Genomic DNA, 21,572 nt, shown 5'->3' on the forward strand with positions numbered 1-21,572 from the left:
GTGTCAAGTCGAAATTGTTGCAGCGCAACACGTCAGCGCTTGCGCGGTTTCTTTTTCAGCGAGCGCTTGAGCTCGTCGAGCTCGCGCCGGAGTGTGGCGATGTCGTCACCGTTCGGCGCGGGTCTGGGCTCGCGTGTTGCGCGAGGTGGAGGCGGCGGGGGCACGGCCGCCTCCGGCTGGCCGCCACCCCAGCTCGGCTGCTGGGAGAACAAACGAGCGAGGGCGTTGGTCGCGCTGAACGGCACGTTGGCGAACGGGAAATAGGGGGAGACCGCCTGGGCGCCTTGTTTTGCGGTCAGGTACATTTCCAGCGTTGCAGTCACGTACTTGCCCAGAAATTCACCCAGGGCGTCGTCCTGCATGCGGATCAGCTGAGTCAGGAGCGGCACCGGCAAGAGGCGCGCCGTCGGGCCCTCCAGGATCACCTGGGTGAGGGTCGCCTGGGTCAGGTCTTGCCCGGTCTTGGCGTCGACGACCCGCACGTCCGCGCCCTCGCGAATGCGTGCCGTCAGCTCCTCGAGCGTGATGTAGCGGCTCTCGTTCGTGTCGTAGAGGCGCCGATTGGAGTATTTTTTTACCACCAGGCTCATATCGCAATGCAGCACACTAGCTCCCCAGCGAGCCCCTGGGAAGCCCATAATTGCGGCAGTGCACCATGGCGCTTGACCGAGAAAGAAGGTGGGGTTATGCATGCGCAGGCCAACCATGGTGCGACGCAACAAAAAGCTGCCCTTGCTGTTCCTGACCCTGGGTCTGGCCCTTGGCTGCAACGCCGCGTCGGGCAATGCGGACGAGTGCAGCAAAGGCTCGGAGTGCAGCTCTGGGGCCTGCAACGACGGCAAGTGTGTGCCTTCGGGCGGCGGCGCGGCCGGGGCCGCGGGCGCCGGGGGTGTGGCGGGGGCCGCAGCTGGCGGTGCGGGCGGAGTGGCGGGCGCCGGGGGCAGCCCGGGCGGGGCCGGCGGTGGCACGGGCGGCGGGTTCTGTGCGCCCAACCACGACGGCGTCATCGAAAAGAGTGAGACCCCGCTCGCCGCTGGTCTGAACGCGAAGTTCCTGGTCTCGGGTGCGACGGCGGTGGACAGTGCGGGTGTCTCTCAGGGAGACGGCAGTCGGGTGTGGGATTTTGCTGGCGGCCTGAGCGGTGACCACCTGGTGCTGGTCGAGACCCAGAAGCTCGATGGCAAGTGGTTCGCCGGGAAGTTCCCCGGCGCCAGCTACTCGGCGCGCCTGTCCGAGTCGAGCGACCTTCAGGGTGTGTTCGAGATCACGGCGTCGTCCCTGCTGCTACGCGGAGTCGTGTCCCCCACCGACGGTCTCACCCGCACCGAGCTCACGTATTCACCCGCGGTCGTGGTCCTGGATTTCCCGCTGAAAGAGGGAAAAACCTGGTCGACGCTGGCAAACGTGAACGGGCTCGCCTCCGGGGTGCTCGTTGCATACACCGAGAAGTACGAGAGCAGCGTCGATGCGCACGGCGCGTTGAAGGCGCCGTTCGGAGAATTTCCCGTGCTCCGGACGCGGGTCGTGCTCACGCGGCAGGTCGGCCTGGTCACCACGGTCGTGCGCAGCTTCCTGTACGGCGCGGAGTGCTTCGGCACGGTCGCAAACCTGGTGGCCAAGGACAACGTCACGACGACCGAGGTCAGCGAGGCCGCAGAGCTGCGGAGGCTTGCGCCGTGAGCTCGGGCGGGCTTCGCCTCGGTATTTGCCTCGGGCTGCTGGGCGCGTGCGCTTGTGCGCCGGCGTTCCATACGGGCCCCATGCCGGGTGAGCCTCAGGCGACCTACGCCAAAGTGGCCGGTGCGCGCGTGCGATTCGTCGATCGCGGGAGCGGCCCGGTCGTGGTGCTGCTGCATGGATTTGCGTCGTCGCTCGAGACCTGGGAGCCGGTGCGCCCCGCCCTGGAGCGAGATCACCGGGTCATTTCCCTGGATTTGAAGGGGTTCGGCTGGACCGATCGACCGAACGGGGACTACTCACCGCGCGCGCAGGCGCTGCTCGTGTTTGCCCTGCTCGACGCGCGGGGAGTGAAGAGCGCGAGCGTGGTGGCTCACTCCTGGGGCGCGTCCGTCGCGCTGCAGATGGCACTGCTGCACCCCGAGCGGGTCGAGCGCATCGCGCTCTACGACGCCTGGGTCTACGAAGAGCAGCTGCCCAGCACTTTCCACTTTGCCCGCAGCGATGGCGTTGGTGAGGCGCTCTTCGGGGCGTTTTACGCCGAGCGTTCGGAAGACAAGATCGCGCAGGCATTTTACGACGAGCGCAACGTGAGCCAGCGTCTGATCGAGGATGTCGAGCGCGCGCTCGATCGCCCCGGGACGGTGGCCGCGGCCCTCGCGGCGACGCGCGGCCAGCGTTTCGCCGAGGTCGAAGGGCGCTATCGCGAAATCAAGCAGCCGGTGCTCCTGCTCTGGGGCCGCGAAGATCGCGTGACGCCGATCGAGATCGGGGAGCGGCTGGTGCGCGATCTGCCCCAGGCGAAGCTCAGCGTTTACCCGCGCACCGGTCACTTCCCGATGCTCGAGGCGGGCCCGGAGTCGACGCGAGATCTGGCCGAATTCCTGAAAAACCCAGCCGCAATGGCCCGGAAAACACCGAGCCCGCCGCCGGCGCAGCCCGTGGCCGCGCCGCCGCCCGTGGCCCCGCCGTCGGCGCCTGGCGACACCCAACCCGAGGGCGAGTGAAGCCCACGACCTTGGGATTTGCGCTGGCGCTGTTGGCGTCGGACGCAAGGGCGACGGGCTACGCGGACTACGGCCGCGATCTCGGCGCCAAGCCGGTCGAGGATGTCCGCCTCGACGGGTACTACCGGGTTCGCGGCGAGGCCCTCTACAACCTCGACCTCGACCGCGGGGCGACCCCCTCGGGCCAGCTGCTCTATCCGGTGCCGCTGGGCTCGACGTCGGCTCAGACCCTCACTCGGGCTGACATGCGGCTGCGCACTGATCTGTCGATCTTCGCTCCTGGCGGCATGCTGGCGGTCAAGGCGCGCATCGACGCCCTCGACGACGTCGCACTCGGCAGTGCTCCGGAGGGGATTCCGGCAGCGAGCGGCAGCCAGCGCGCCGATGCCGGGACGATCACCGTCAAGCGGGTGTGGGGTGAGGCGCTGACGCCGGTGGGTGCGCTGGCCATTGGTCGCATGGGTAGCCATTGGGGACTCGGCATTCTCACCAACGCCGGGGATTGCCTCGACTGTGACAGCGGCGACGCAGCCGACCGCGTGGCGTTCGTTACGCCGATTCTCGGGCATTTCTGGGCTATTTCTTACGATTTTTCAGCGACCGGCCCGTTCGTACCTGCCCGTGATGCCAAGCGTTCGATCGGCATCGCGCCAAGCGCGGCGGTGCACACGCTCACGTTCGCGGTGCTCAACTCGCGCTCGGATGCAGCCCGCGTGCGGCGAGCCAAGGCCGACAAGACCACGCTCGAGTATGGCGCGTACGCCTCGCACCGCTGGCAGAACGACGACGTGCCGGCCACCTATCTGCCGGTGGCGCAGCCCGTAGTGATCGACCAACGGCAGGTGATGGCGCGGGGTTATTCGGCCACGGCGGGTGACGTGTGGACCCGCCTGAGTGGCAAGGGCTATCGAGTCGAGGCCGAGCTCGCCTATCTCACCGCGAAGGTCGAGCAGCCTTCGCTGATCCCGGGCGTGTTGTTCCGCGATCCTGCGACCAGCAAGCAGCTCGGCGCCGCCATCGAGAGTGAGGCCGGCGATGCGCTTGGCAGCTATGGCCTCGGGCTCGACGCGGGATACGCCAGCGGCGATTCGGCGCCGGGTTTCGGCGCCTTCCCGGGCGTGAATCAGAAGGCCCCCGTCGCCGGAGATCTGGACGGACCCCAGGCTCGTCCTGCCTACGACCAGACCGTGAACAACTTCCGTTTTCACCCGGATTACCGCGTAGATCGCCTGCTGTTCCGGGAAATCATCGGCACCGTCACCGACGCCGTCTACGTCCGGCCGCACGTGCGTGGGGAGCTGTTTCGCTTTGCGAGCGGCCACCTCGAGGCGTCGCTGTTCGCGGTGATGTCGTGGGCGGTGAACGCCGAGTCCACGCCGGGCGGGAAAAAGCCGCTGGGCGTGGAGCTCGATCCGACCTTGCGCTACGAGAGCCGAGACGGATTCGTGGTCGCGCTCGAACAAGCCACACTTTTACCTCAGTCCGGGCTCGACAACCCGAACCTGCACCTGAAGGCCAAGGCGGCCCAACTCTGGCGCATTGCCGCCGCGTTCACCTTCTGAGGAGAGCCATGCTTCGACTCGAGATCAGTTTCTGCCTGCTCGCCGTGCTGGCGTTGGGTTGCGGCGACAACAAGACCGAGGCTCCCAAGTACGCTGACTACCAGGGCGCTGAACCGACCGCGCTCGCGTGTGTCCCGAACCTGGATGGGCGCATCGACGCCAGCGAAGCCCGACCGGCGATCGGCGCTGAGATCTCGTATCTGGTGTCGCCGGCGGGCGGCGAAAGAGCCGTGGACATCGCGGGAACGGACCTGGGAAATGGCCGCATTCGCTGGGATTTTGCCACGGATTTTGCGGACGACCAGCGCGCGGTGGTTGTGCCGGCAGTCGTCGCCGGCAAGTGGTACCAGGCGGCGTTTCCGCCGGACGCGTTCGTGACACCCTTCGACGCTGCGGGGACGATCGAGAACATCGTCCGGCACGACGACACCGCGCTCTGGCTCCTGGGTGTTGCCTCGCGCGACGAAGCGCCGCCGGAGGGAAAGACGCTCCTCGTTTACGACGCGCCGGTTGAGATCTTGCGATTTCCCATCGAGCCCGGGGGTGAGTTCGTCTCGGCCGGAACGGTGAAGAACGGCACCCTGCGCGGCCTGCCGTACGCGGGCAAGGACACGTACGAGGTGTCCGTCGACGCGGTCGGCGAGGTGGTCTTACCTGCGCTCGCCTTCACCCAGGCCCACCGCGTGCGTACGAAGGTCACGGTCGCGCCCGCGGTCGGTGCCAGCACATCGCGCCGACAGGTCTCGTTCTTCTTCGAGTGTTTCGCCGAGGTCGCGCGTGCCACCAGCAAGCCCGACGAACCGGACGCGGACTTCATGATCGCCGCGGAGCTACGCCGCATTGGGTTTTGAGCAACGAGGAGAAAACACATGAATCCCTGGGATCTGTACAAAAAGGCCTTCAACGCCTGGGAAAACGCCACCGCCACTTACATGGAGCAGGTGCTCAAGAGCCCGCTCGTGCTCGAGCCGGCTGGCATGTGGCTGACGGCGGCGATGAAAGCCAAGGTCAAGAGCGATAAGTTCGCAGCGGACTGGTGGGGTGGCCTCGGGCTTCCCACCAAGCGCGACCAGGAGCGCACGCTGCACAAGCTGAATCAACTCGAGAGCAAGCTGCTCGACCTCGAAGAACGCCTCTCCCAGCCCGAGAAGTGAAGCATGCTCGATATCACTCCCTACCGTGAGCTGAAGATCGCGCCGCGCGCCGTGTTCGATTCCCTCGAGGAGCGACGCTCACGTCCGCGGTTCATGTTGCCGGGGCCAAACGGCGATTGGCAGGCCGTGACCTGGGGCGCGTACGCCGACAGCATCCGCAAGATCGCCTGTTGTCTGGCGGCCTTTGGACTCGAGCCGGGCGACCGAGCCGCGATCTTCGCGCCGAATCGTGTCGAGTGGATCGAGGCTGCGTTGGCGATTCAAGCTGCCGGCGGTGTGATGGTTCCGGTCTATCCGGCCTGCACTGGCGAGCAGGCGGCGTACATCGTCGACCACAGCGACGCCAAGGTGCTGTTCGTGGACACGGCCGGGCTTTTGTCGCGGATCTTGGAGCGGTTTGGCGAGATGAAACGGCTCGAGCGCGTGGTGCTGCTCGATGAAACACTCGATGTCGGCAAGCTGCTCGCGGAGTTGAGGGCTGCAGGCAAGTCCGCGCCGGGCTACTCCGAAATCGAAGCGAAGTTCTCGACCTGGTCGCGGGCGCTCGCCCTCGGCGCGACGCACGACGCCGAGGCCCCGACGCGATTCCTCGACCGCATGCACGGCATCTCGCTGAGCCAACCAGGGTTGATGCTGTACACTAGCGGCACGACCGGCAATCCCAAGGGGGTGCCGCTCACGCACGAGAACGTGGCAAAGAACGGCCTGGATTGGCTGGAGTGCAACGCGCCGTTGCTCGAGGACAACGCGGTCGATCTGCTGTGGTTGCCGATGAGCCACATCTTCGGTTTAGGTGAGGCTTGCCTTGGCAATACGCTGGGCTTCACCACCTATCTGACCAACCCGATGGACGTGCTCACTCAGCTGAGAGCAGTGAAGCCGAGTGTGTTCATGAGTGTGCCCGCCTACTGGGAGAAGCTCGCAACGCTCGTGATGGAAGAGCCGGACCTGGACGCCCGCCGTGCACGGCTCGCGGCCCTGACCGGCGGCCGCCTGAGTTTCTGTCTGTCAGGCGGGGCTGGGCTGAAACGCGAGATAAAAGAGCTGTTTTACGCCTGCGGACTGCTCATCATCGAGGGTTACGGTCTGACCGAATGTGCGCCGACCTTGACGTTGAATCGACCGGACGCGTTTCGCTTCGACTCCGTGGGCAAACCGCTCCCCACGGTCGAGCTGCGTCTGGCTGAAGACGGCGAGATCCTCGCCCGGGGTCCCAACGTGTTCTCGGGCTATCACAAAGATCCCGCAGCCAGCGCCGAGGCGTTCACTCCGGATGGTTGGTTCAAGACCGGGGACGTCGGGCGGTTCACCGACGACGGGTTCTTGCAGATCATCGATCGCAAGAAGGAGATCCTCGTGACGGCGGGCGGCAAGAACGTGCCACCGGCGAACATCGAGCTGCGCTTCGCCGACGACCCGATCGTGTCCTTTGCCATCGTCTACGGCGACGGAAAGAAGTACCTGGTTGCCGGGATCTGGCTCGACCCGGAGGCCACCGACGCACGGCTGATGGAGCTGGGCGCCAAGCCCGAGGAGCGCAGCGAGAAGCTCGAGGAGCTGGTCAGCGCCAGCGTGGAGCGAGTGAACGCTCACCTCGCGGGCTTCGAGCAAGTGAAGCGCTTCCGGGTCATGCACACACCGCTGACGGTTGCCGGCGGACTGCTCACCTCCACGCTCAAACCCCGGCGAAAGCAGATCTATTCAGCATTCGCCGCCGAATTCGAGGCACTCTACGCGTGATGGGTTTGTTCTCGGGGCTCGGTAAGGTTGGCGGTCGCAGCCCGCCGGCCGTGGGCTTGACCCCTGCGGACGTGGTCCATGCCGAGAACAAATGGCGGCTGCTGCGCTATCGGCCGCGCCCCGAGGGTCGTGCCCACACGACTCCAATCCTGTGCGTGCCGTCGCTGATCAATCGGCACTACGTGCTCGATCTGCTGCCTGGCAAGAGTTTCATCGAGTACATGGTGGCGCGGGGGCACGACGTGTACTGCGTCGACTGGGGAACACCCGGCGACGAGGACCGGTACGTGACCTTCGACGACGTGTGCGACCGTTATCTCGGCCGGGCGCTCAGCAAGTCTGCGCAGCTTTCGGGTAGCGAGAACGCACACGTGCTCGGCTATTGCCTGGGGGGCACCCTCGCCGCGATCCACGCGACCGTTCACCCGGAGCGCTTTGCGTCGCTGTGTGCGCTGGCCGCGCCCATTGGCTTCGTCGACACAGGCCTGCTCAGCGCGTGGACGCGCTCGAAGAGCTTCGACTTGAAGGCCGTCGTGGCCGCGACGGGCAACGTGCCGTGGCAGCTCATGCAGTCGGCGTTTCACCTGTTGAGGCCCACGATGACCTTGTCCAAGGCCGTGCACATCGCCGATCGGCTCTGGGACGACGAGTTCATGAACGGGTTTCTGGCGCTGGAAACCTGGGGCAACGACAATGTTTCGTTCCCCGGCGCTTGTTACGAGCGCTACGTCGAGGAGCTCTACCGGAACGACGCACTGCTCGCGGGGAGCTTCACGCTGTCGGGCAAACCAGCGCGGCTCGAGGCGATCGTGTGCCCCACTCTCGCCGTGACGTTCGAGCACGACAACATCGTCTTGCCGGATAGCGCGGCCGTTTTGCTAGAGCGCATCAGCTCCGATGACAAACATCGGATCCATCTTGCGGGTGGCCACGTCGGCGCGGTGGTCTCCAAAAAGGCCGCCCAGGGGCTCTGGCCGGCGATCGCGAAGTTCTGGGAAGATCGCGACGTGCCGGTGCCAGCGGCCGAGGACGAGGCTCTTGTGGAACGCCCGCGGCGTGCTGCCAGGCGAACGTCGGCGCGCAGCTCGAAGCGTCAGCCGCGATGAGCAGTTGGATCTGATACGCTCGCAGGGTGCGTGCGGGTCTGCTTTTTGGTTTGGCACTGGGCGCCTGCGCGTGCGGCTCGCAGGAGGCCGAGGTCGGGCTGGGATCCAACGCACCTTGTAGCGAACCCGGCGTGAAGGGTGATCCGCTCGGCGTGCAGTGTGGGCAGCTCATCGACAGCGCTGGGCGCGTCGTCTTCTTGCGTGGGGTGAACGCGCGGGTACGCGGTGTGTTCGACGTGAGCTTCGATGACGGGAGAATTCCGCTCGAAGAGATCCCGGAGTTCGCGGCTGGTGATGCTACGGCACTCCGAGATTTTGGCTTCGACGCGCTGCGCCTGCCCATCGACTGGAGCGCGGTCGAACCGACCAAGGAGGGGGGCTTCGACCAGGCCTACCTCGATCGTGTCGAAGAGGTGGTGGACCTCGCGCACGCTGCCGGACTCCGGGTGCTGCTCGATCTGCACCAGGACGCCTACAGTAAGGAGATCGGCGAGGACGGTGCGCCGCTCTGGGCCATCGTCCCACCGCCCACGAAGCTGCTGGAGGGACCACTGACCGATCTCGAGCAGCGGCGCACCAGCAAACAGGTGCTCGACGCATTCGAGACGTTCTTCGGCGACGGCGAAGACGGGACGCTCTTGCGCGGGCGTTTCACCCAGATGGCGACTCATGTCATCGAGCGATTTGCGGCTCACCCCGCGGTCATCGGCCTGGAGATCTTCAACGAGCCCCAGGCCACGATGCAGGGTGTGGCGCGACTGAATGCCGCCGCGTACCCGGCGCTCCGAGCTGCAGCGCCGAACAAACTCTACGTGTTCGAGCCGCCGGTGATCCGCAACGTGCTCGATACCGCGCCGGTGCCGGAAGCGCCGCTCGGGCCGATGACGGGTTACGCGCCGCACGTCTACACCCTGGCCTTCGTCAGCAGCGACGCCCAGAAGCAGGCGATGACCAAGGAGACCCTGCGAAATTCTCACGTCAACGCGCGGGCCGAGGCTGAGGCGTGGCAGGCTCCGCTGATCATCACGGAGTGGGGATTTGGCCCTGCGGCGCTCAAGGCCAGCGAATACTTCACCTGGCAGAGTGAGCTGCAAGAGCAGTACTTTGCGTCTTCGTTTTTTTGGTTGTGGAAGGAGCAGTCCCAGGGAAGTTGGGGCTGTTTCGACTACCACACGGCGACCGACGCATTCGAGCCACGGGACAGCGTGAAGCGGGCGCTCGCGCGGGTTCGGCCGATGGCCATCGCGGGCTGGCCGACGCGCGTCGAGTTCGATCGGGCCACGGGTGTGTTCGAGCTCGAGCTGGACGGGAATCCGCGCGTGCACGAGCCGCATCGCATTGGCATTGCCCCGTTGCTCGGCGAAGCACTGGCTGTGGAGTGCGACGGCGTTCCCGTCGACTTCGTCTCGCCGATGCCGGGAGAGCTCGCGGTCGATTGTGGAAAAGGCAGCGCGGAGCACCACGTTCTTCGGGTTTCCGTGGCGCCCGCACCCTGAGGTGTTGCGCTGACAGCGCTTCGGCTAGGATTGGCCTGAATGCCCACGCGCGTGCAGCTCAACTGGCGACTGTGCGCCATCGGCACCGCGCTGCTCGCGAGCCAGTGGGCCAGCTGCACGGTCGAGGAGATCGACCTCGGAGGAAAACGCTGCCCATGCGCCGACGGTTGGGTGTGCGACCCGGAGACCGAGCTGTGCACACCCGCACCCGACCCCGCGACCGGCGGCAGCGGCGGAAAGCTGGAGGCGGGCACGGACTCGCCGGCTGACGTGAGCTCCGACGTCAGCGTTGGCGGAACGGGCGGCACAGGCGGAGCGCCCACGACGCCGGCGCTGGGGCGCGCGTGTGTTGGTTCCCAGGTTGCCAGTGGTATGGGCGCGAATCGCAAGCGCGTCAGCCACTTCTCTCTCTTCACCAAGCAGACCTACGACGCGGTCGTCGTTTATGTCCAAGCCAACGGCTCGGCCGACACTCAGCTGCTGCGCGGCATCGTGTACTCCACCGACGCCAACGGGCAGCCCGACAAGTTGATCGGAGCGACCACCGAGGCTTCGCTGCCCGGAACGCTCCCAGCGGGCTGGGTGACGATGATCTTCGATACGCCGCTGGCTCTCGTCCCGGGCGAGTACTGGGTGGGGATCCACAGTGGGCTCAAAGCGTCGGTCTTGAAATACACGTTCGAGGGCGCGCCCGGCGCCGCACGCTTCGCGGACGACACGTTTGCGGACGGCCCTGCGGCAACGTTCGGCACCATGACCTCCGAGAACTACCTCTTGTCGGTCTACGCACGGCCGCTCGGCGCGACAATCCATGACACCGACGGCTGTCCAGCGGGAACCGGAGGCACGGGCGGCACGACGGGTGGAGGTGGTGGCGGCACGACTGGCGGAGGCGGCGCACCCACAGGAGGCGGAGGTACAGCCACGGGTGGCAAAGGTGGCACCGGCGGCACGACTGGCGGAGGCGGCGGGCCCACGGGTGGAGGCGGCACGACGGGCGGCGGTGGCGCACCCACGGGCGGCGGTGGCGCGCCCACGGGCGGCGGTGGCACGGACGGCGGAGGCGGCGCGACGGGTGGTGGAGGCGCACCCACGGGTGGCGGTGGCACGGACAGCGGAGGCGGCGCGACGGGTGGTGGAGGCGCTGGAGGCACCGGTGGCGTCGGCGATGCCGGCATCGGTTGAACCGCGGCCACACTCACCGCCAGCATGACCGCCCTCGTTGTTCAAGCTCACGCCGCGCGTCGAACGACCGCGAGTTGCTCTCTCCTACGTCGCAGTTAGGCTCGACGAGTTGTGCAGGGCGTGCGCGTGCGGTTGATGGCCATGTCGGTGATGCTTGCGGCCCAGGCCGCGCGCGCGGAAACGCCCCCACCCGCGTACACTCCGCAGCCGGTGTCATCGCAAGCGCCCGCGGCTTCGCCAACTCCCGCGGCTTCGCCAACTCCGCCGCCGCGGCCTCCTCCTTTGCCCGCGCCTTCGCCCGCGCCCGTCCCGATACCGCCGCCTGGCTGGGTGCCTTTCGCGGCCTTCCCGGTCGTGTTTCGCGCAGAAGATCCCGCGCTCTCGTTCTCACTCACGCGCGACAAAGACGGTCGGCCCATCGCGCGCTGTGATGCCGAATGTGTCGTGCCGCTGGTCACCGGGAAGTACTTCCTTCAAATCGAGGACTCGGCGCGCTTCGTGCGCGGCCGGCGTCGCTTCGAAGTCAGTGAGCCCAGCGAGATCGGCATCGAGCCGCGCACACACGCGCAGCAGAGTGGTGGCGTGGTGATGGGCAGTGTGGGCATTGGGCTCTTGGTGGCCGGAATCGCCGGCATGCTCGCTGGAGGCATTCCGCTGGGTCATGGCAGCGAAGACCGGGACGGCGCAAAACAGAGCCTTTTTCTGCTGGGACTCCTCGGTTTCGCCGGCGGCGCCGTGCTCACGCCAATCGGCTGGGTTCGCGCCGGTCGCAGCGGCCCCGCGCTGACGGTCACACCCCTCGGGCCGCGCTGAGTCAGGTGCCGCGCCGCCCGCCGAAGCGTTCGATATGAAGGCGCGGTGAAAATCCGAATCCGCGTGCGAGACTCGCGGCCGAGACCAGCGGTGATCGAGCGTGAAGCTCGTCGCGGGTCTGGGCCTCGGGCATGAGCAGGACCCGCTCACTCGGCCAGCTGAGGCGCGCGACCAGCTCCGCCGCTTCGGCGACGTCGCGCTCGTCGGCCACCACCAGCTTCAGCCAAGCGCGCTGTGTTTTCCGGAATTCTGCCAGGACCGCCGGTCGCAGGCGCAGACCCTCACGATTGCCGCTGCCGGACAGTTTTGGCGACACGTTCCACTGCGCGACCCGCGCGATGAGCTCCGCTGTCGGCGCGAGCGTGCCGTTGGTCTCGACCTCCACGACGAAAGCATCCGCGATCTCTTCCAGCAGTTTCCCGAGCGCCGAGGACTGAAGCAGTGGCTCTCCCCCCGTCACCACCAGGCGCCGCGCGCGAGCCAGGTCAAGCTCTGCAGCAACGTCATCGAGCCGACGTGTCTTCACCTCGTCCTCGTACCGATGAGCGTTGAAGTCCCACGTGTACTTGGTGTCGCAGTAGCTGCAGTGCAGGTTGCAGGTGGCCAAACGCAAGAACACCGCAGGCTCCCCGGCGCTCGCGCCTTCGCCCTGAATGCTCTCGAAGATCTCCGAGACCTTCAGCGTGGGCATGGAAGTGGAAGCCACGAGTCGCGCCAGGATTGTGCGGCGCCCGGCATTCGGCAAGGCGCTTTCGGCGCCGGCGCCCGCCGTGTTAGGGGCGGCGTGATGACTGACAAGCGCAAAGGCCTGCCCCGCCGATCGATCCGACCCGTCGAGGTGAAGCCCGGGTTTCACCGATTTGCAGAGGGGTCGGTGCTCTACCGCGCCGGGGGCACACAGATCTTGGTCACCGCGTCGATCGACGACGGGGTTCCGGATTTTCTTCGCGGGCGTGGCAAGGGCTGGATCACCGCCGAGTATCAGATGCACCCGCGGGCCAACCCAAAACGACGCGAGAACCGCGACGGCCGCGACAAACCCCTGTCGGGTCGCTCTCGGGAGATCCAGCGACTGATCGGGCGCTCGCTGCGCGCGGCCGTCGATCTCGACCGCCTGGGTGAGCGCAGCATCGTCATCGACGCCGACGTGCTCGAGGCCGATGGCGGCACCCGCACGGCCGCCATCACCGGTGGTTTCATCGCGCTCGCGCTGGCCGTCGACAAACTCCGCCTCGACCGCACCGTGATCCGCGATCAGGTCGCCGCAGTGAGCGTCGGCCACGTCGATGGCGAGTACGCCCTCGACCTTTGTTATGCAGAAGACAGCACCGCCCGCGTCGACCTGAACGTGGTGGCGACTGCGAGCGGCGGCATGGTGGAAATTCAGGGCACCGCGGAGGGTGAACCGGTTCCGCGCTCGGACATGGACGCGATGATCGATCTCGGGCTCGAAGGAGTGAACGAGCTGTGCAACGTGCAACGACAGGCGATCGAGGCTGCCGGGGTGGATCTGGCTCGATTGATGCGAAAGTGAAGGGGGCAGGCCGCCATGGCGAACGTGCGTGAGATTGCCGATGCACTCTGGGTGGGGGACGCCAAGACCTCCGAGCTGCAGCCGATATCCCTGCTGCTCGGCCTCGAAGAGATGCAGCCGGGTCTGGCTTTTCTGTCCAGCTTCGGCAACGTGATTGCCCTCGAGAGCCAGGGGGAGCTGGCACTCGTCGATACCGGCGGGTTCTTCATGGCCGGTCAGAACCATGCCCACGTTCGCGAGTGGTCGAAGGCCCCGCTGCGGCGCGCGATCTACACGCATGGCCACGTCGACCACGCGTTCGGGCTGCCGCCCTTCGAGGCCGAACGACAGGGCGCCGTCGAGGTGTTCGCGCACGAAGCCGTGAAAGATCGCTTCGATCGCTACCAGCTCACCGCCGGCTACAACCGCGTGATCAACGGTCGGCAGTTCGGCATGGCGGCGTGGCCCACCGAATATCGGTACCCCGACCAGACCTATCGCGAGCGCCTGGTCATCAAGCACGGCGCCGAGACCATCGAGCTCACGCACGCCCGCGGCGAGACCGACGACCACACCTACGCCTGGCTGCCCGAGCGCCGCGTCTTGTGCACCGGAGATCTCTTCATCTGGGCCTCCCCGAACTGCGGAAATCCCCAGAAAGTGCAGCGTTTTCCCCGCGAATGGGCGGCTGCGCTGCGCCAGATGGCTGCGCTCGGAGCAGACCTGCTCTTGCCGGGCCACGGTCCCCCCATCGAGGGCAACGATCGGGTCGAACAGGCGCTCACCGAGAGCGCAGAGCTGCTCGAGTTCCTCGTCGAAGAGACCCTCTCCCGCATGAACGCCGGCCTGCGGCTGGACACGATTCTCGCGGAAGTGAAGGCGCCAGCGCGTCTGCTGGCTCGTCCCTATCTGAGACCAGTCTACGACGAACCGGAGTTCATCGTGCGCAACCTGTGGCGCCTCTACGGGGGCTGGTGGGACGGCAATCCCGCGCGACTCAAGCCGGCACCGGATGCCAAGGTCGGGTCGGAGGTTGCGGCGCTGGCCGGCGGTGTCGGTGCGCTTTCGGCCCGGGCCGAGGCCCTCGCCGCGGAAGGCGAGCTTTCGCTGGCGTCGCACCTGATCGAGCTCGCCTTCGCTGCGGCGCCCACCGATCCGGAGGTGCGCCGGGTCCGCGCGAGCGTCTATTTCGCGCGGTCTTCGGCGGAAGTCAGCCTGATGGCTCGCAACATCTTCCGCGCCGCGGCGGAAGAGACCTGAGCGCTGGCCAAGCGCGCTTCGGGACTTATCTTCGCGAAGCTCGATGCCCGAACTGGACTCCGCGTACGCCCTCGGCCGCTGGCAGCACCCGCTGCCGGACGGACGCATCCAGTGCGACCTGTGCCCGCGTTACTGCAAGCTCAACGACGGGCAGCGAGCGTTCTGTTTCATTCGGGAGCGTGTGGGCGACGCCATCTACCTCACCAGCTACGGTCGGGCGACGGGCTTCTGTGTCGATCCAATCGAGAAAAAGCCACTCAATCACTTCTATCCGGGGTCGTCCGTCCTGAGCTTCGGAACGGCGGGCTGCAACCTCGGCTGCAAGTTCTGCCAGAACTGGGACATCTCGAAGGCGAAGGAAATCGAGCGACTGTCGGACCGCGCGACACCGGAGCAGGTCGCCGCTGCTGCCGTGGAAGCTGGCTGCAAGAGTGTTGCCTTCACCTACAACGACCCGGTGATCTTCGCCGAATACGCCATTGATGCGGCAAAAGCCTGCCGAGAACGGGACGTGAAGACGGTGGCCGTCACGGCCGGCTACATCACACCGGAGGCCAGGCAGGACTTCTTCTCCGTCATCGATGCGGCCAACGTCGACCTCAAGGCGTTCACACCGGAGTTCTATCGAAAGCTGTGCGCCGCCGAGCTCGAACCCGTGCTGGACACGCTGCGCTTCCTCAAGCACGAGACGGATGTCTGGCTCGAGGTCACCACGCTGCTGATCCCGGGTCACAACGACTCCGTGGAAGAGGTCGACCGCCTGTGTGATTGGTTCCTGCGTGAGCTTGGCCCCGACGTACCGCTTCACTTCAGCGCGTTCCACCCAGACTTCAAGCTGCTCGACCTCTCGGCCACACCCCCGGAGACCTGCAAACGCGCCCGAGCCCAGGCCCTCGCGCACGGCCTTCGGTTTGTCTACTCGGGCAACATTCACGACGTGACCGGCGGCTCCACCGTCTGCCCGAGTTGCAGCGCCGTGCTGATCGAGCGCGACTGGTACCAGATCGGTGCCTACCGCTTGAGCGGAAATCAGTGTGCGGCCTGCGGCGAGAAGATCCCGGGGCAGTTCGCTGCCGACGGCCTGCGCGATCAATGGGGCCGAAAACGCCTGCGGATCGCCATCGGCTGAGCCTCTCCTGGCCCGCGCTCGTGCGCCCGCCGAGGTGCGCCGCTCAGTCCTCGCCGAAGGCGTACCGGTACAGCATGTCGGCGAGCGCAGCGCGCATTGCGCGGGCCTGGCGTGGCGACGGCGGCGGCCCGCGCAGGCCGACCGTGACGAAGGCCACATCCTGCGCGGCCACCGAGATCACGTGTGCCGCGGCCGCTGCGTCGGGAATGCGCGCCTCGGACACACTCTGGCGGATCAGGGCCGCGAGCACGACCCGGCCCCGCTCCTCGTAGTCGTCGCGCAGCTTCGCGATCTCCGCGTCGCGCATGGCCACGGCCATGAACTCGCGTGACAATCGCGGATTCACCGAGGTGCTCTCGAACAAGATGTCGATCACCTGGTCCACGGCAGCTCGGCGTTCGCGGGTGGTCCGGGTCGACGCGAACGAGTCCGGTGTCAGGCGGTTCATCACGCTCTGATAAGAACGCTCGAGGTGTTGCTCGACGAGCTCGACGAACGCTTGGCGTTTGTCACTGAAGTAGCGATAGAAGGTGCCGACGGCCACACCCGCCCGCTCTGCGATGTCCGGGGTCTGGGTCTCGTCGTACCCGCGCTGGGTGAACGCCAGCTCGGCCGCCTCCAGCAGGCGCTGGCGGGTGTCCCGGGCGCGCTGCTGGGGGAAGTCCCGGGTGTCCCGGGTCGGCGGGATGGAACCGCGCTCGGAGCTCTCCGCCCCGGAAACCACCGATTTTCTCGTAGAACGAGCGACCGACACCCGGCCAGTCTAACCCCACCCCACAAAAAGTGAAACCGACTTCAGATTTCTACTTGACGATGGTCATTGCAAAGATGAAACTGGTTTCACTTTCCGGAGGCCCCATGGACGCACCGCAGAAACGCATGCTGAACGTCGAATGCATCGAGACCCAGCTCGATGTGAACTTCAACTGGGGCTACGAGAAGACCCGCGAAGATTTGCGGGACCTCTACCGCAAGGCCAAACAATCCCAGTGGGACGCCGAAGAGCGCCTGGACTGGTCCATCGACGTCGACATCGAGAAGGCCCAGATCCCGGAGTTCATGCACCCGCTCTACGGCTCGGACATCTACGCCAAGCTCGACGAGAAGAAGCACCTCGAGCTGAGGCGTGAGATGCCGGCGTGGAGCCAGTCGCAGTTTCTCCACGGTGAGCAGGGCGCGCTCCTGGTGGCCGCGCAGCTGGTGAACTCGGTTCCCGACATCGAATCGAAGCTCTACGCCGGGACGCAGGTCGTCGACGAGGCGCGGCACGTCGAGGTGTTCGATCGCTACTTGCACGAGAAGATCGGCAACTCGTACCCCATCAGCCCGCACCTGCGGGCGCTGCTCGACCGCATCCTCAAGGATTCGCGCTGGGACATGAAGCTCCTGGGCATGCAGATCATGGTCGAAGGCCTGGCTTTGGCGGCCTTCGGTGTGACCCGTGCGTACATCGAGGAGCCCTTGCTCAAGGCTTTGACGACCTATGTGATCCAGGACGAGGCACGGCACGTGGCGTATGGCGTGCTCTCGCTGCGCGACTTCTACAGGGACCAGAAGGAGTCCGAGGTGCGCGAGCGGGAGGACTTCGTGTACGAGGCTGCGGTGCTGATGCGCGACCGCTTCCTGTTCCAGGAGGTCTGGGAAAAGACCGGCCTGCCGGTGAAGGAGTGCATGGAGATCACGCTGAACAACCAGGGTCAGCAGGAGTTCCGGAAGATGCTCTTCTCCAAGATCGTGCCCGCCGTGAAGAAGGCCGGCCTGCTCTCCGACCGGCAGCGTGAGCGCTTCCACGAGCTGGGGATCTTGCAGTACGAAGACTGGCAAGATCCCTTCCAGGCGTTGCAGGAGGCCGAGGCCGAGCAGCGAGCCGAGCGCGCAGCCTGAGGGACTGAAAGCGATACACACGCGTTCGGCTACGCACTGCGTACCCGGTCCCGTGTCGCCCGCTTCTCACCTGTGCGCCGGCGGAGACAGTCCAAGTGGTTTAACCACCACAGTCTGGGTTTTTCGCGGACGAAACGCCGGGAAATTGCCCGGCACGCCGGTTGCTCTCGTGACCGTTCGTGTATCGGCTCCAATCACAGAACCGCCGTCGCCGGGTGGCCGTCGCGCTGATCGCGCTCGCGGCCTTCGGGGCTCCGGCGTGGGCAAACGCTCAGGCGCCTCGGGGTTCGAGTGCCACGCAGACCGAAGGGGTCGTCGTGGCGCTCGAGAGCGACGACATCGTCATCGACCTGGCCGGCAAACGCGGCGCGTCGAGTGGTGATGTCGTCGAGCTGTGGCGCCCGCTGAAGCTGAAGCATCCCGTCACCGGCAAGACCGTGACGGATCGCTTCCGCATCGGCTCACTCAAGCTGACGCAGGTCCGTGACCGACTGTCGCTGGCGCGGGCGGACGGCAAGCTCGCACGGGCCGCGGAGCCCGGCGACATCGTCATTCTGCGCAAAGTGCAGCTGGACGACGTGCCCGGCCCGAGCGGTCCTTCCGTGAAGAAACTTCCGCTGCCCGAGGCTCGGCCGGCGAAACCCCTCGCAACGGCAAGACCAGCGGACGCATCCGGCGCGGCCGAAGACGAGCAACGCGCGCCCGCAGATCCGGAAGCGCAGCAGGTCGCCGCGCTGTTCGACGGCCTCAAGGGCGCCGATCTCACCCGCCGCATCATCAGCTACGAGGACTACGTGCGGGAGAATCCCGAGGGGCGTTACGCCGTCGTCTTGTGGGAAGAAGCAGCCCAGCTGCGTCGGCTCTTGGCCCACGACGCGGTTCGGTCTTCGTCGCGCGCGCCGACGGCGGCGGGTTTCAGCGCCCCGAAGCAGGCCCTCGAGGGCATGCCCCTCACGTTGGGTGTGGAGGTGGAGGGAGCGGCAAAGGGCGCGGTGCTGCACGCGCGCCGAGCTGGCGAGGTTGCCTACCGCTCGACGCCCATGCGCGCGGCGGGGCCGGGTTACTTCAGTGTGACCATCCCCAAGGAGCGCATGCGTGCACCTTCGGTGCAGTACTTCATCGAGGCGATCACCGCGGACGGGAAGGCCGCGCCGCTGGTGGCTTCGGCGGATTCGCCGAACGCGCTCGAAGTGGAGCCGATCCCGAGCGCCACGCCGCCGCTGCGCAAGGACGCCACGGCCAGCCTCTGGAGCGACTACGCCGACTACAACCGCCTGCGCGGGAACGACCGTGTCTGGCAGACGGAAGGTTACGTCGGCGTGCGGCTCGCGGACGAAGGGCTGCGGGCGTTGCGCACGGGATTCGGTGTATTTCGCGGGGTGGGCGGCTCAATCGAGGAGCTCGACGAACAGAAAAAGAGCGCGCGCCGCGTGGGCCTCACCTACGGGTATCTCGAGACCGAGATCGCATTCTCGTCGTTCACGGCGCTGATCGTGCGTGGGGTCATCGGGCTTCGTGACGATGGCGTCGCCGGCGGGGCGCAGACGCTGGTCCGCATTGGCAACGACAAGAAGACGAACCTTCAGCTCGGCGGTGAAGCCCTGGGTGGGATCGGCGTGCGGGGGATCACCCAGCTCGAGCTGAACGTGTTCGAGCAGGTTCCGATGTTGTTCCGCACCGAGGTGACCAACCAGCCGGCAGGCTCCGCGGCCACCAAGGAAGACGTGCGGCCCTTCGACACCAACGCGACCCCCGACGACACCTCGCTGTCACAAGGGCAAATTGGCGGGCGCGCCATCGTGCAGGTTGGTTATCGGGTGACGCCGGAGCTCGTCGTCGCTGTGCGTGGTTCCTATCAAGGTCGAACGATCAAACACGCCGGACCTGGGTTCGGCGGGGCGGTGACGTACTCATGGTGAAGCGATGGTCCACACTGCTCGCCGCGGCGCTGGCTGCCACGACGTTCGGGCTCTCGGCCAAGGCCGAGCCAGAAATCCCCGCGGATCCCTCGAAATCGAGCGATCCACCGCGAGAAGCCGGCACCGCTCCCGAGCCGGTTCCCGCCCCGGTGACGCCGCCTAGCACACCCAAGGTGCACCACGCTCCGCTCGCCACGGCACGCGCGCACGAGTCGTTCAGCGTGCGAGCTGACATCGAGCATCCCGAGCTGGTGAAACGCGCGCTGTTGGTGTTTCGCACCGCCGGCCGAGAAGGACTACGGGAAGTGGAGCTCCTGCGAGCATCCTCAGGTCCCTACGTGGCCGAGGTGCCGGCCGAGGACGTGGTCTGGCCGAGTCTGGCCTATGCCATCGAGCTCGAGCTGCTCTCGGGAAAACGCTCGGCGGCCTTCGCGTCGCGCAGCGAGCTTCACGAGGTTCAGGTTCCAGAGGACCTGATGGACATTCGGGAGCGTGCGCTCAGTCAGCGGCTGGGCGGACGGCGCTCGGTGTTCGCCGCGACCGGCGAGGTCGTATCGTTCGGCACGAGTCAGGCGCAGAAGCTCAACGCGCCCGGCACCGAGAGTGTCAACGACTACTACTATCGCGCGGAGGGCAGCTACACCTATCGGCCCCTGCGTGTGGTGACGGAGTTCGCCATTCGCATCGGGTTGGTCCGGGGAAAGTCGCCGGTGCCGAGCCGCGAGCTGTTACCCGATCAGAGCGAGTCCGAGCGCTACGACGTGGGTCTCAACTACGCCGCTCCGATGGTTCGTTTTCGGCTTCACGACCAGGTGCACCTGCAGACGGAGCTCTTGGGCAGCATGACGGAGGTGGGTTTCGCCGGCGGCGGCGGCGGTGCGCTGCTGCTCGGGGATCCCTACGGGACCAAGCTCACGCTCGGCTTCGAGTCCATCGGCACCTTTGGCAACCGCTTTTACAGTCGCATGGACGTGGTCGCGACCGAGCGCGTGACGGTGGCTCCGATGATCGAGATCACCAACATGCCCAGCGCGGACACCTACGGTGTGCGCTTGCTCGGGGAGGTCGCGCTGGACGCCGGTGGTGGGTTCTCGCTGGCGCTCCGCGGAGGTTACCAAGCCAGGCTCGCCACCAGCGGCGGACCGAGCGGCGGGGCGGCGGTGTCGTATGCGTTCTGAAGCCTTCAGCGTCAGCGTGAGAGACCCGAACCGTGTAGCGCGTCGACGCGCTGCATTGCGCCGCGCACGCCGTAGAGCGTGGAGTCGTCCGGCGGCAGGACGGGGCCGAGGGCGGTGCTCGCCAAGATCGCACACAGCGTGTGAAGCGCGAGCTCGGATGACTCCGGCTCGGGATGGATCACCCAGACCGTGGTGCAGCGTGTGCAGAGCTCGGCCATGCCTGCGGCGCGGCCCGCGATCTCTGCCCGCCGTGCGCGGGCGAGGTCGGTGTCGGTTCTGAGCCGCGCGAGCAGCGTGAATCTTCCGAGGATCCCCCGGTCCGGGCGGCTGAGCTCGAGTTTGACCTCGGTCTCCACTGCAGGTTCCCCGGGCTGGAAACCGCGCTCGGAGAGCACCTCGATGCTGGCGCCGAAATGCTGGCGTGCGTTCTTCACGATCCCAGCCAGGTCGACGCGAGGCTCGTCTCGCTGAGCGAAGACCACGAAGTGCACGTCGCCAGCTTAGCCCCAATCGTGGGGCGCGACGCTCGACTCTCTCCAGGCTCGTCCGGGCGTGCGGCTGCGGGGTGCGCTTGTGCGGGAACGGTCGCGCAATTCGAGTCGCTCACAACGTCGCCGATCCGCGCTAGGCTCGACCGCGTGGTGCAGGCCGGCGGGCGCATGAATCTGGAGCTGGAACCGACGACGAACGCTGTCGCCCGTTATCGTGCGGAGCTGTCCTCCGGCGCCGAGACCTGGATCGGAGCGGTCGAAGTGAGCGCCGCGGGTGAGGTGCAGTTCGAGGCGTGGACCCCGGCAGAACCGCCGACCTGGCTCCGAGATGCGACGCGCGCCATGGTCCGCACCGAGTGGCGCAACCGCACGGGCGAGAGCCCAACACACTGGCCACGGCGCATCACCCGCTGGCGCGCAAAACCCGCGAACGCGTAGCCGGTGCTACGCTCCGGCAG

At 66.7% G+C, this 21,572-nt stretch carries 21 protein-coding genes; 17 read left to right on the top strand and 4 right to left on the bottom strand.

Translation table 11 applies throughout. The features are described 5' to 3' along the window. Nucleotides 1-32: 32 nt before the first annotated feature. On the bottom strand, nucleotides 33-590 hold the full coding sequence (locus IPI67_01015; protein MBK7578758.1) for a hypothetical protein: 558 nt from the start codon (nucleotides 588-590) through the stop codon (nucleotides 33-35). 100 nt (nucleotides 591-690) lie between these two features. Between IPI67_01015 and IPI67_01020 the strand changes: the two genes are divergently transcribed. The 10 genes from IPI67_01020 (at nucleotide 691) to IPI67_01065 (ending at nucleotide 11,740) form a co-directional block, all read left to right on the top strand. After that, nucleotides 691-1,680: a hypothetical protein gene (locus IPI67_01020; protein MBK7578759.1), complete on the top strand. Its 990-nt coding sequence runs from the start codon at nucleotides 691-693 to the stop codon at nucleotides 1,678-1,680. After that, nucleotides 1,677-2,684, top strand: a complete 1,008-nt coding sequence (locus IPI67_01025) for an alpha/beta fold hydrolase (GenBank protein ID MBK7578760.1) — start codon at nucleotides 1,677-1,679, stop codon at nucleotides 2,682-2,684. The genes IPI67_01020 and IPI67_01025 overlap by 4 nt, the downstream gene beginning before the upstream one ends. Next, nucleotides 2,681-4,246, top strand: coding sequence for a TIGR04551 family protein (locus IPI67_01030; GenBank protein MBK7578761.1), 1,566 nt, complete (start codon nucleotides 2,681-2,683; stop codon nucleotides 4,244-4,246). The genes IPI67_01025 and IPI67_01030 overlap by 4 nt, the downstream gene beginning before the upstream one ends. An 8-nt stretch (nucleotides 4,247-4,254) precedes the next feature. Then, the gene (locus IPI67_01035; GenBank protein MBK7578762.1) at nucleotides 4,255-5,097 is read left to right on the top strand and encodes a hypothetical protein; all 843 of its coding nucleotides are present in this window, start codon (nucleotides 4,255-4,257) and stop codon (nucleotides 5,095-5,097) included. 18 nt (nucleotides 5,098-5,115) lie between these two features. Then, nucleotides 5,116-5,400 (top strand): hypothetical protein, encoded by a 285-nt coding sequence (locus tag IPI67_01040; GenBank protein ID MBK7578763.1) that lies wholly within the window; start codon nucleotides 5,116-5,118, stop codon nucleotides 5,398-5,400. Between the two features lie 3 nt (nucleotides 5,401-5,403). After that, the gene (locus tag IPI67_01045; protein MBK7578764.1) at nucleotides 5,404-7,140 is read left to right on the top strand and encodes a long-chain fatty acid--CoA ligase; all 1,737 of its coding nucleotides are present in this window, start codon (nucleotides 5,404-5,406) and stop codon (nucleotides 7,138-7,140) included. Next, nucleotides 7,140-8,246, top strand: coding sequence for an alpha/beta fold hydrolase (locus IPI67_01050; protein MBK7578765.1), 1,107 nt, complete (start codon nucleotides 7,140-7,142; stop codon nucleotides 8,244-8,246). The genes IPI67_01045 and IPI67_01050 overlap by 1 nt, the downstream gene beginning before the upstream one ends. A gap of 26 nt (nucleotides 8,247-8,272) precedes the next feature. After that, nucleotides 8,273-9,742 carry a cellulase family glycosylhydrolase gene (locus IPI67_01055; GenBank protein MBK7578766.1) on the top strand — a complete coding sequence of 490 codons (1,470 nt, stop codon included), beginning with the start codon at nucleotides 8,273-8,275 and terminating at the stop codon, nucleotides 9,740-9,742. Nucleotides 9,743-9,781: 39 nt separating this feature from the next. Continuing rightward, nucleotides 9,782-10,927 carry a hypothetical protein gene (locus tag IPI67_01060; protein ID MBK7578767.1) on the top strand — a complete coding sequence of 382 codons (1,146 nt, stop codon included), beginning with the start codon at nucleotides 9,782-9,784 and terminating at the stop codon, nucleotides 10,925-10,927. 354 nt (nucleotides 10,928-11,281) lie between these two features. Further along, the gene (locus tag IPI67_01065; GenBank protein ID MBK7578768.1) at nucleotides 11,282-11,740 is read left to right on the top strand and encodes a hypothetical protein; all 459 of its coding nucleotides are present in this window, start codon (nucleotides 11,282-11,284) and stop codon (nucleotides 11,738-11,740) included. 1 nt (nucleotide 11,741) lies between these two features. On the opposite strand, the gene IPI67_01070 is transcribed toward IPI67_01065, so the two are convergent. After that, nucleotides 11,742-12,446, bottom strand: a complete 705-nt coding sequence (locus IPI67_01070) for a 7-carboxy-7-deazaguanine synthase QueE (protein ID MBK7578769.1) — start codon at nucleotides 12,444-12,446, stop codon at nucleotides 11,742-11,744. Between the two features lie 81 nt (nucleotides 12,447-12,527). On the opposite strand from IPI67_01070, the gene rph reads away from it, so the two are divergent. Genes rph through amrS form a run of 3 tightly spaced genes read left to right on the top strand, consistent with a single transcriptional unit; the run spans nucleotide 12,528 to nucleotide 15,642 of the window. Continuing rightward, the gene (rph, locus tag IPI67_01075; protein ID MBK7578770.1) at nucleotides 12,528-13,274 is read left to right on the top strand and encodes a ribonuclease PH; all 747 of its coding nucleotides are present in this window, start codon (nucleotides 12,528-12,530) and stop codon (nucleotides 13,272-13,274) included. 15 nt (nucleotides 13,275-13,289) lie between these two features. Continuing rightward, nucleotides 13,290-14,513, top strand: a complete 1,224-nt coding sequence (locus tag IPI67_01080; GenBank protein MBK7578771.1) for an MBL fold metallo-hydrolase — start codon at nucleotides 13,290-13,292, stop codon at nucleotides 14,511-14,513. 43 nt (nucleotides 14,514-14,556) lie between these two features. After that, nucleotides 14,557-15,642, top strand: a complete 1,086-nt coding sequence (gene amrS / locus IPI67_01085) for an AmmeMemoRadiSam system radical SAM enzyme (protein MBK7578772.1) — start codon at nucleotides 14,557-14,559, stop codon at nucleotides 15,640-15,642. A 43-nt stretch (nucleotides 15,643-15,685) separates the two neighbouring features. Here amrS and IPI67_01090 read toward each other — a convergent pair whose 3' ends face one another. Next, nucleotides 15,686-16,366 (bottom strand): TetR/AcrR family transcriptional regulator, encoded by a 681-nt coding sequence (locus IPI67_01090; protein ID MBK7578773.1) that lies wholly within the window; start codon nucleotides 16,364-16,366, stop codon nucleotides 15,686-15,688. 134 nt (nucleotides 16,367-16,500) lie between these two features. Here IPI67_01090 and IPI67_01095 point away from each other — a divergent pair, with 134 nt between their 5' ends. The 3 genes from IPI67_01095 to IPI67_01105 all read left to right on the top strand — a co-directional run bounded on the left by IPI67_01095 (nucleotide 16,501) and on the right by IPI67_01105 (nucleotide 20,623). Continuing rightward, a complete protein-coding gene (locus tag IPI67_01095; protein MBK7578774.1) occupies nucleotides 16,501-17,526 on the top strand; it encodes a ferritin-like domain-containing protein in 1,026 nt (341 codons plus the stop codon). Nucleotides 17,527-17,705: 179 nt separating this feature from the next. Then, nucleotides 17,706-19,445: a hypothetical protein gene (locus IPI67_01100; protein ID MBK7578775.1), complete on the top strand. Its 1,740-nt coding sequence runs from the start codon at nucleotides 17,706-17,708 to the stop codon at nucleotides 19,443-19,445. Further along, the gene (locus IPI67_01105; GenBank protein ID MBK7578776.1) at nucleotides 19,439-20,623 is read left to right on the top strand and encodes a hypothetical protein; all 1,185 of its coding nucleotides are present in this window, start codon (nucleotides 19,439-19,441) and stop codon (nucleotides 20,621-20,623) included. Before IPI67_01100 ends, IPI67_01105 begins: the two co-directional genes overlap by 7 nt. 11 nt (nucleotides 20,624-20,634) lie before the next feature. On the opposite strand, the gene IPI67_01110 is transcribed toward IPI67_01105, so the two are convergent. Then, a complete protein-coding gene (locus IPI67_01110; protein ID MBK7578777.1) occupies nucleotides 20,635-21,114 on the bottom strand; it encodes a hypothetical protein in 480 nt (159 codons plus the stop codon). Nucleotides 21,115-21,261: 147 nt separating this feature from the next. Here IPI67_01110 and IPI67_01115 point away from each other — a divergent pair, with 147 nt between their 5' ends. After that, complete coding sequence (locus IPI67_01115; protein MBK7578778.1) at nucleotides 21,262-21,552, top strand: hypothetical protein; 291 nt, start codon at nucleotides 21,262-21,264, stop codon at nucleotides 21,550-21,552. The last annotated feature ends 20 nt before the right edge of the window (nucleotides 21,553-21,572 follow it).

Source organism: Myxococcales bacterium, from assembly GCA_016706225.1.
GTDB lineage: Bacteria > Myxococcota_A > Polyangia > Polyangiales > Polyangiaceae > JADJKB01.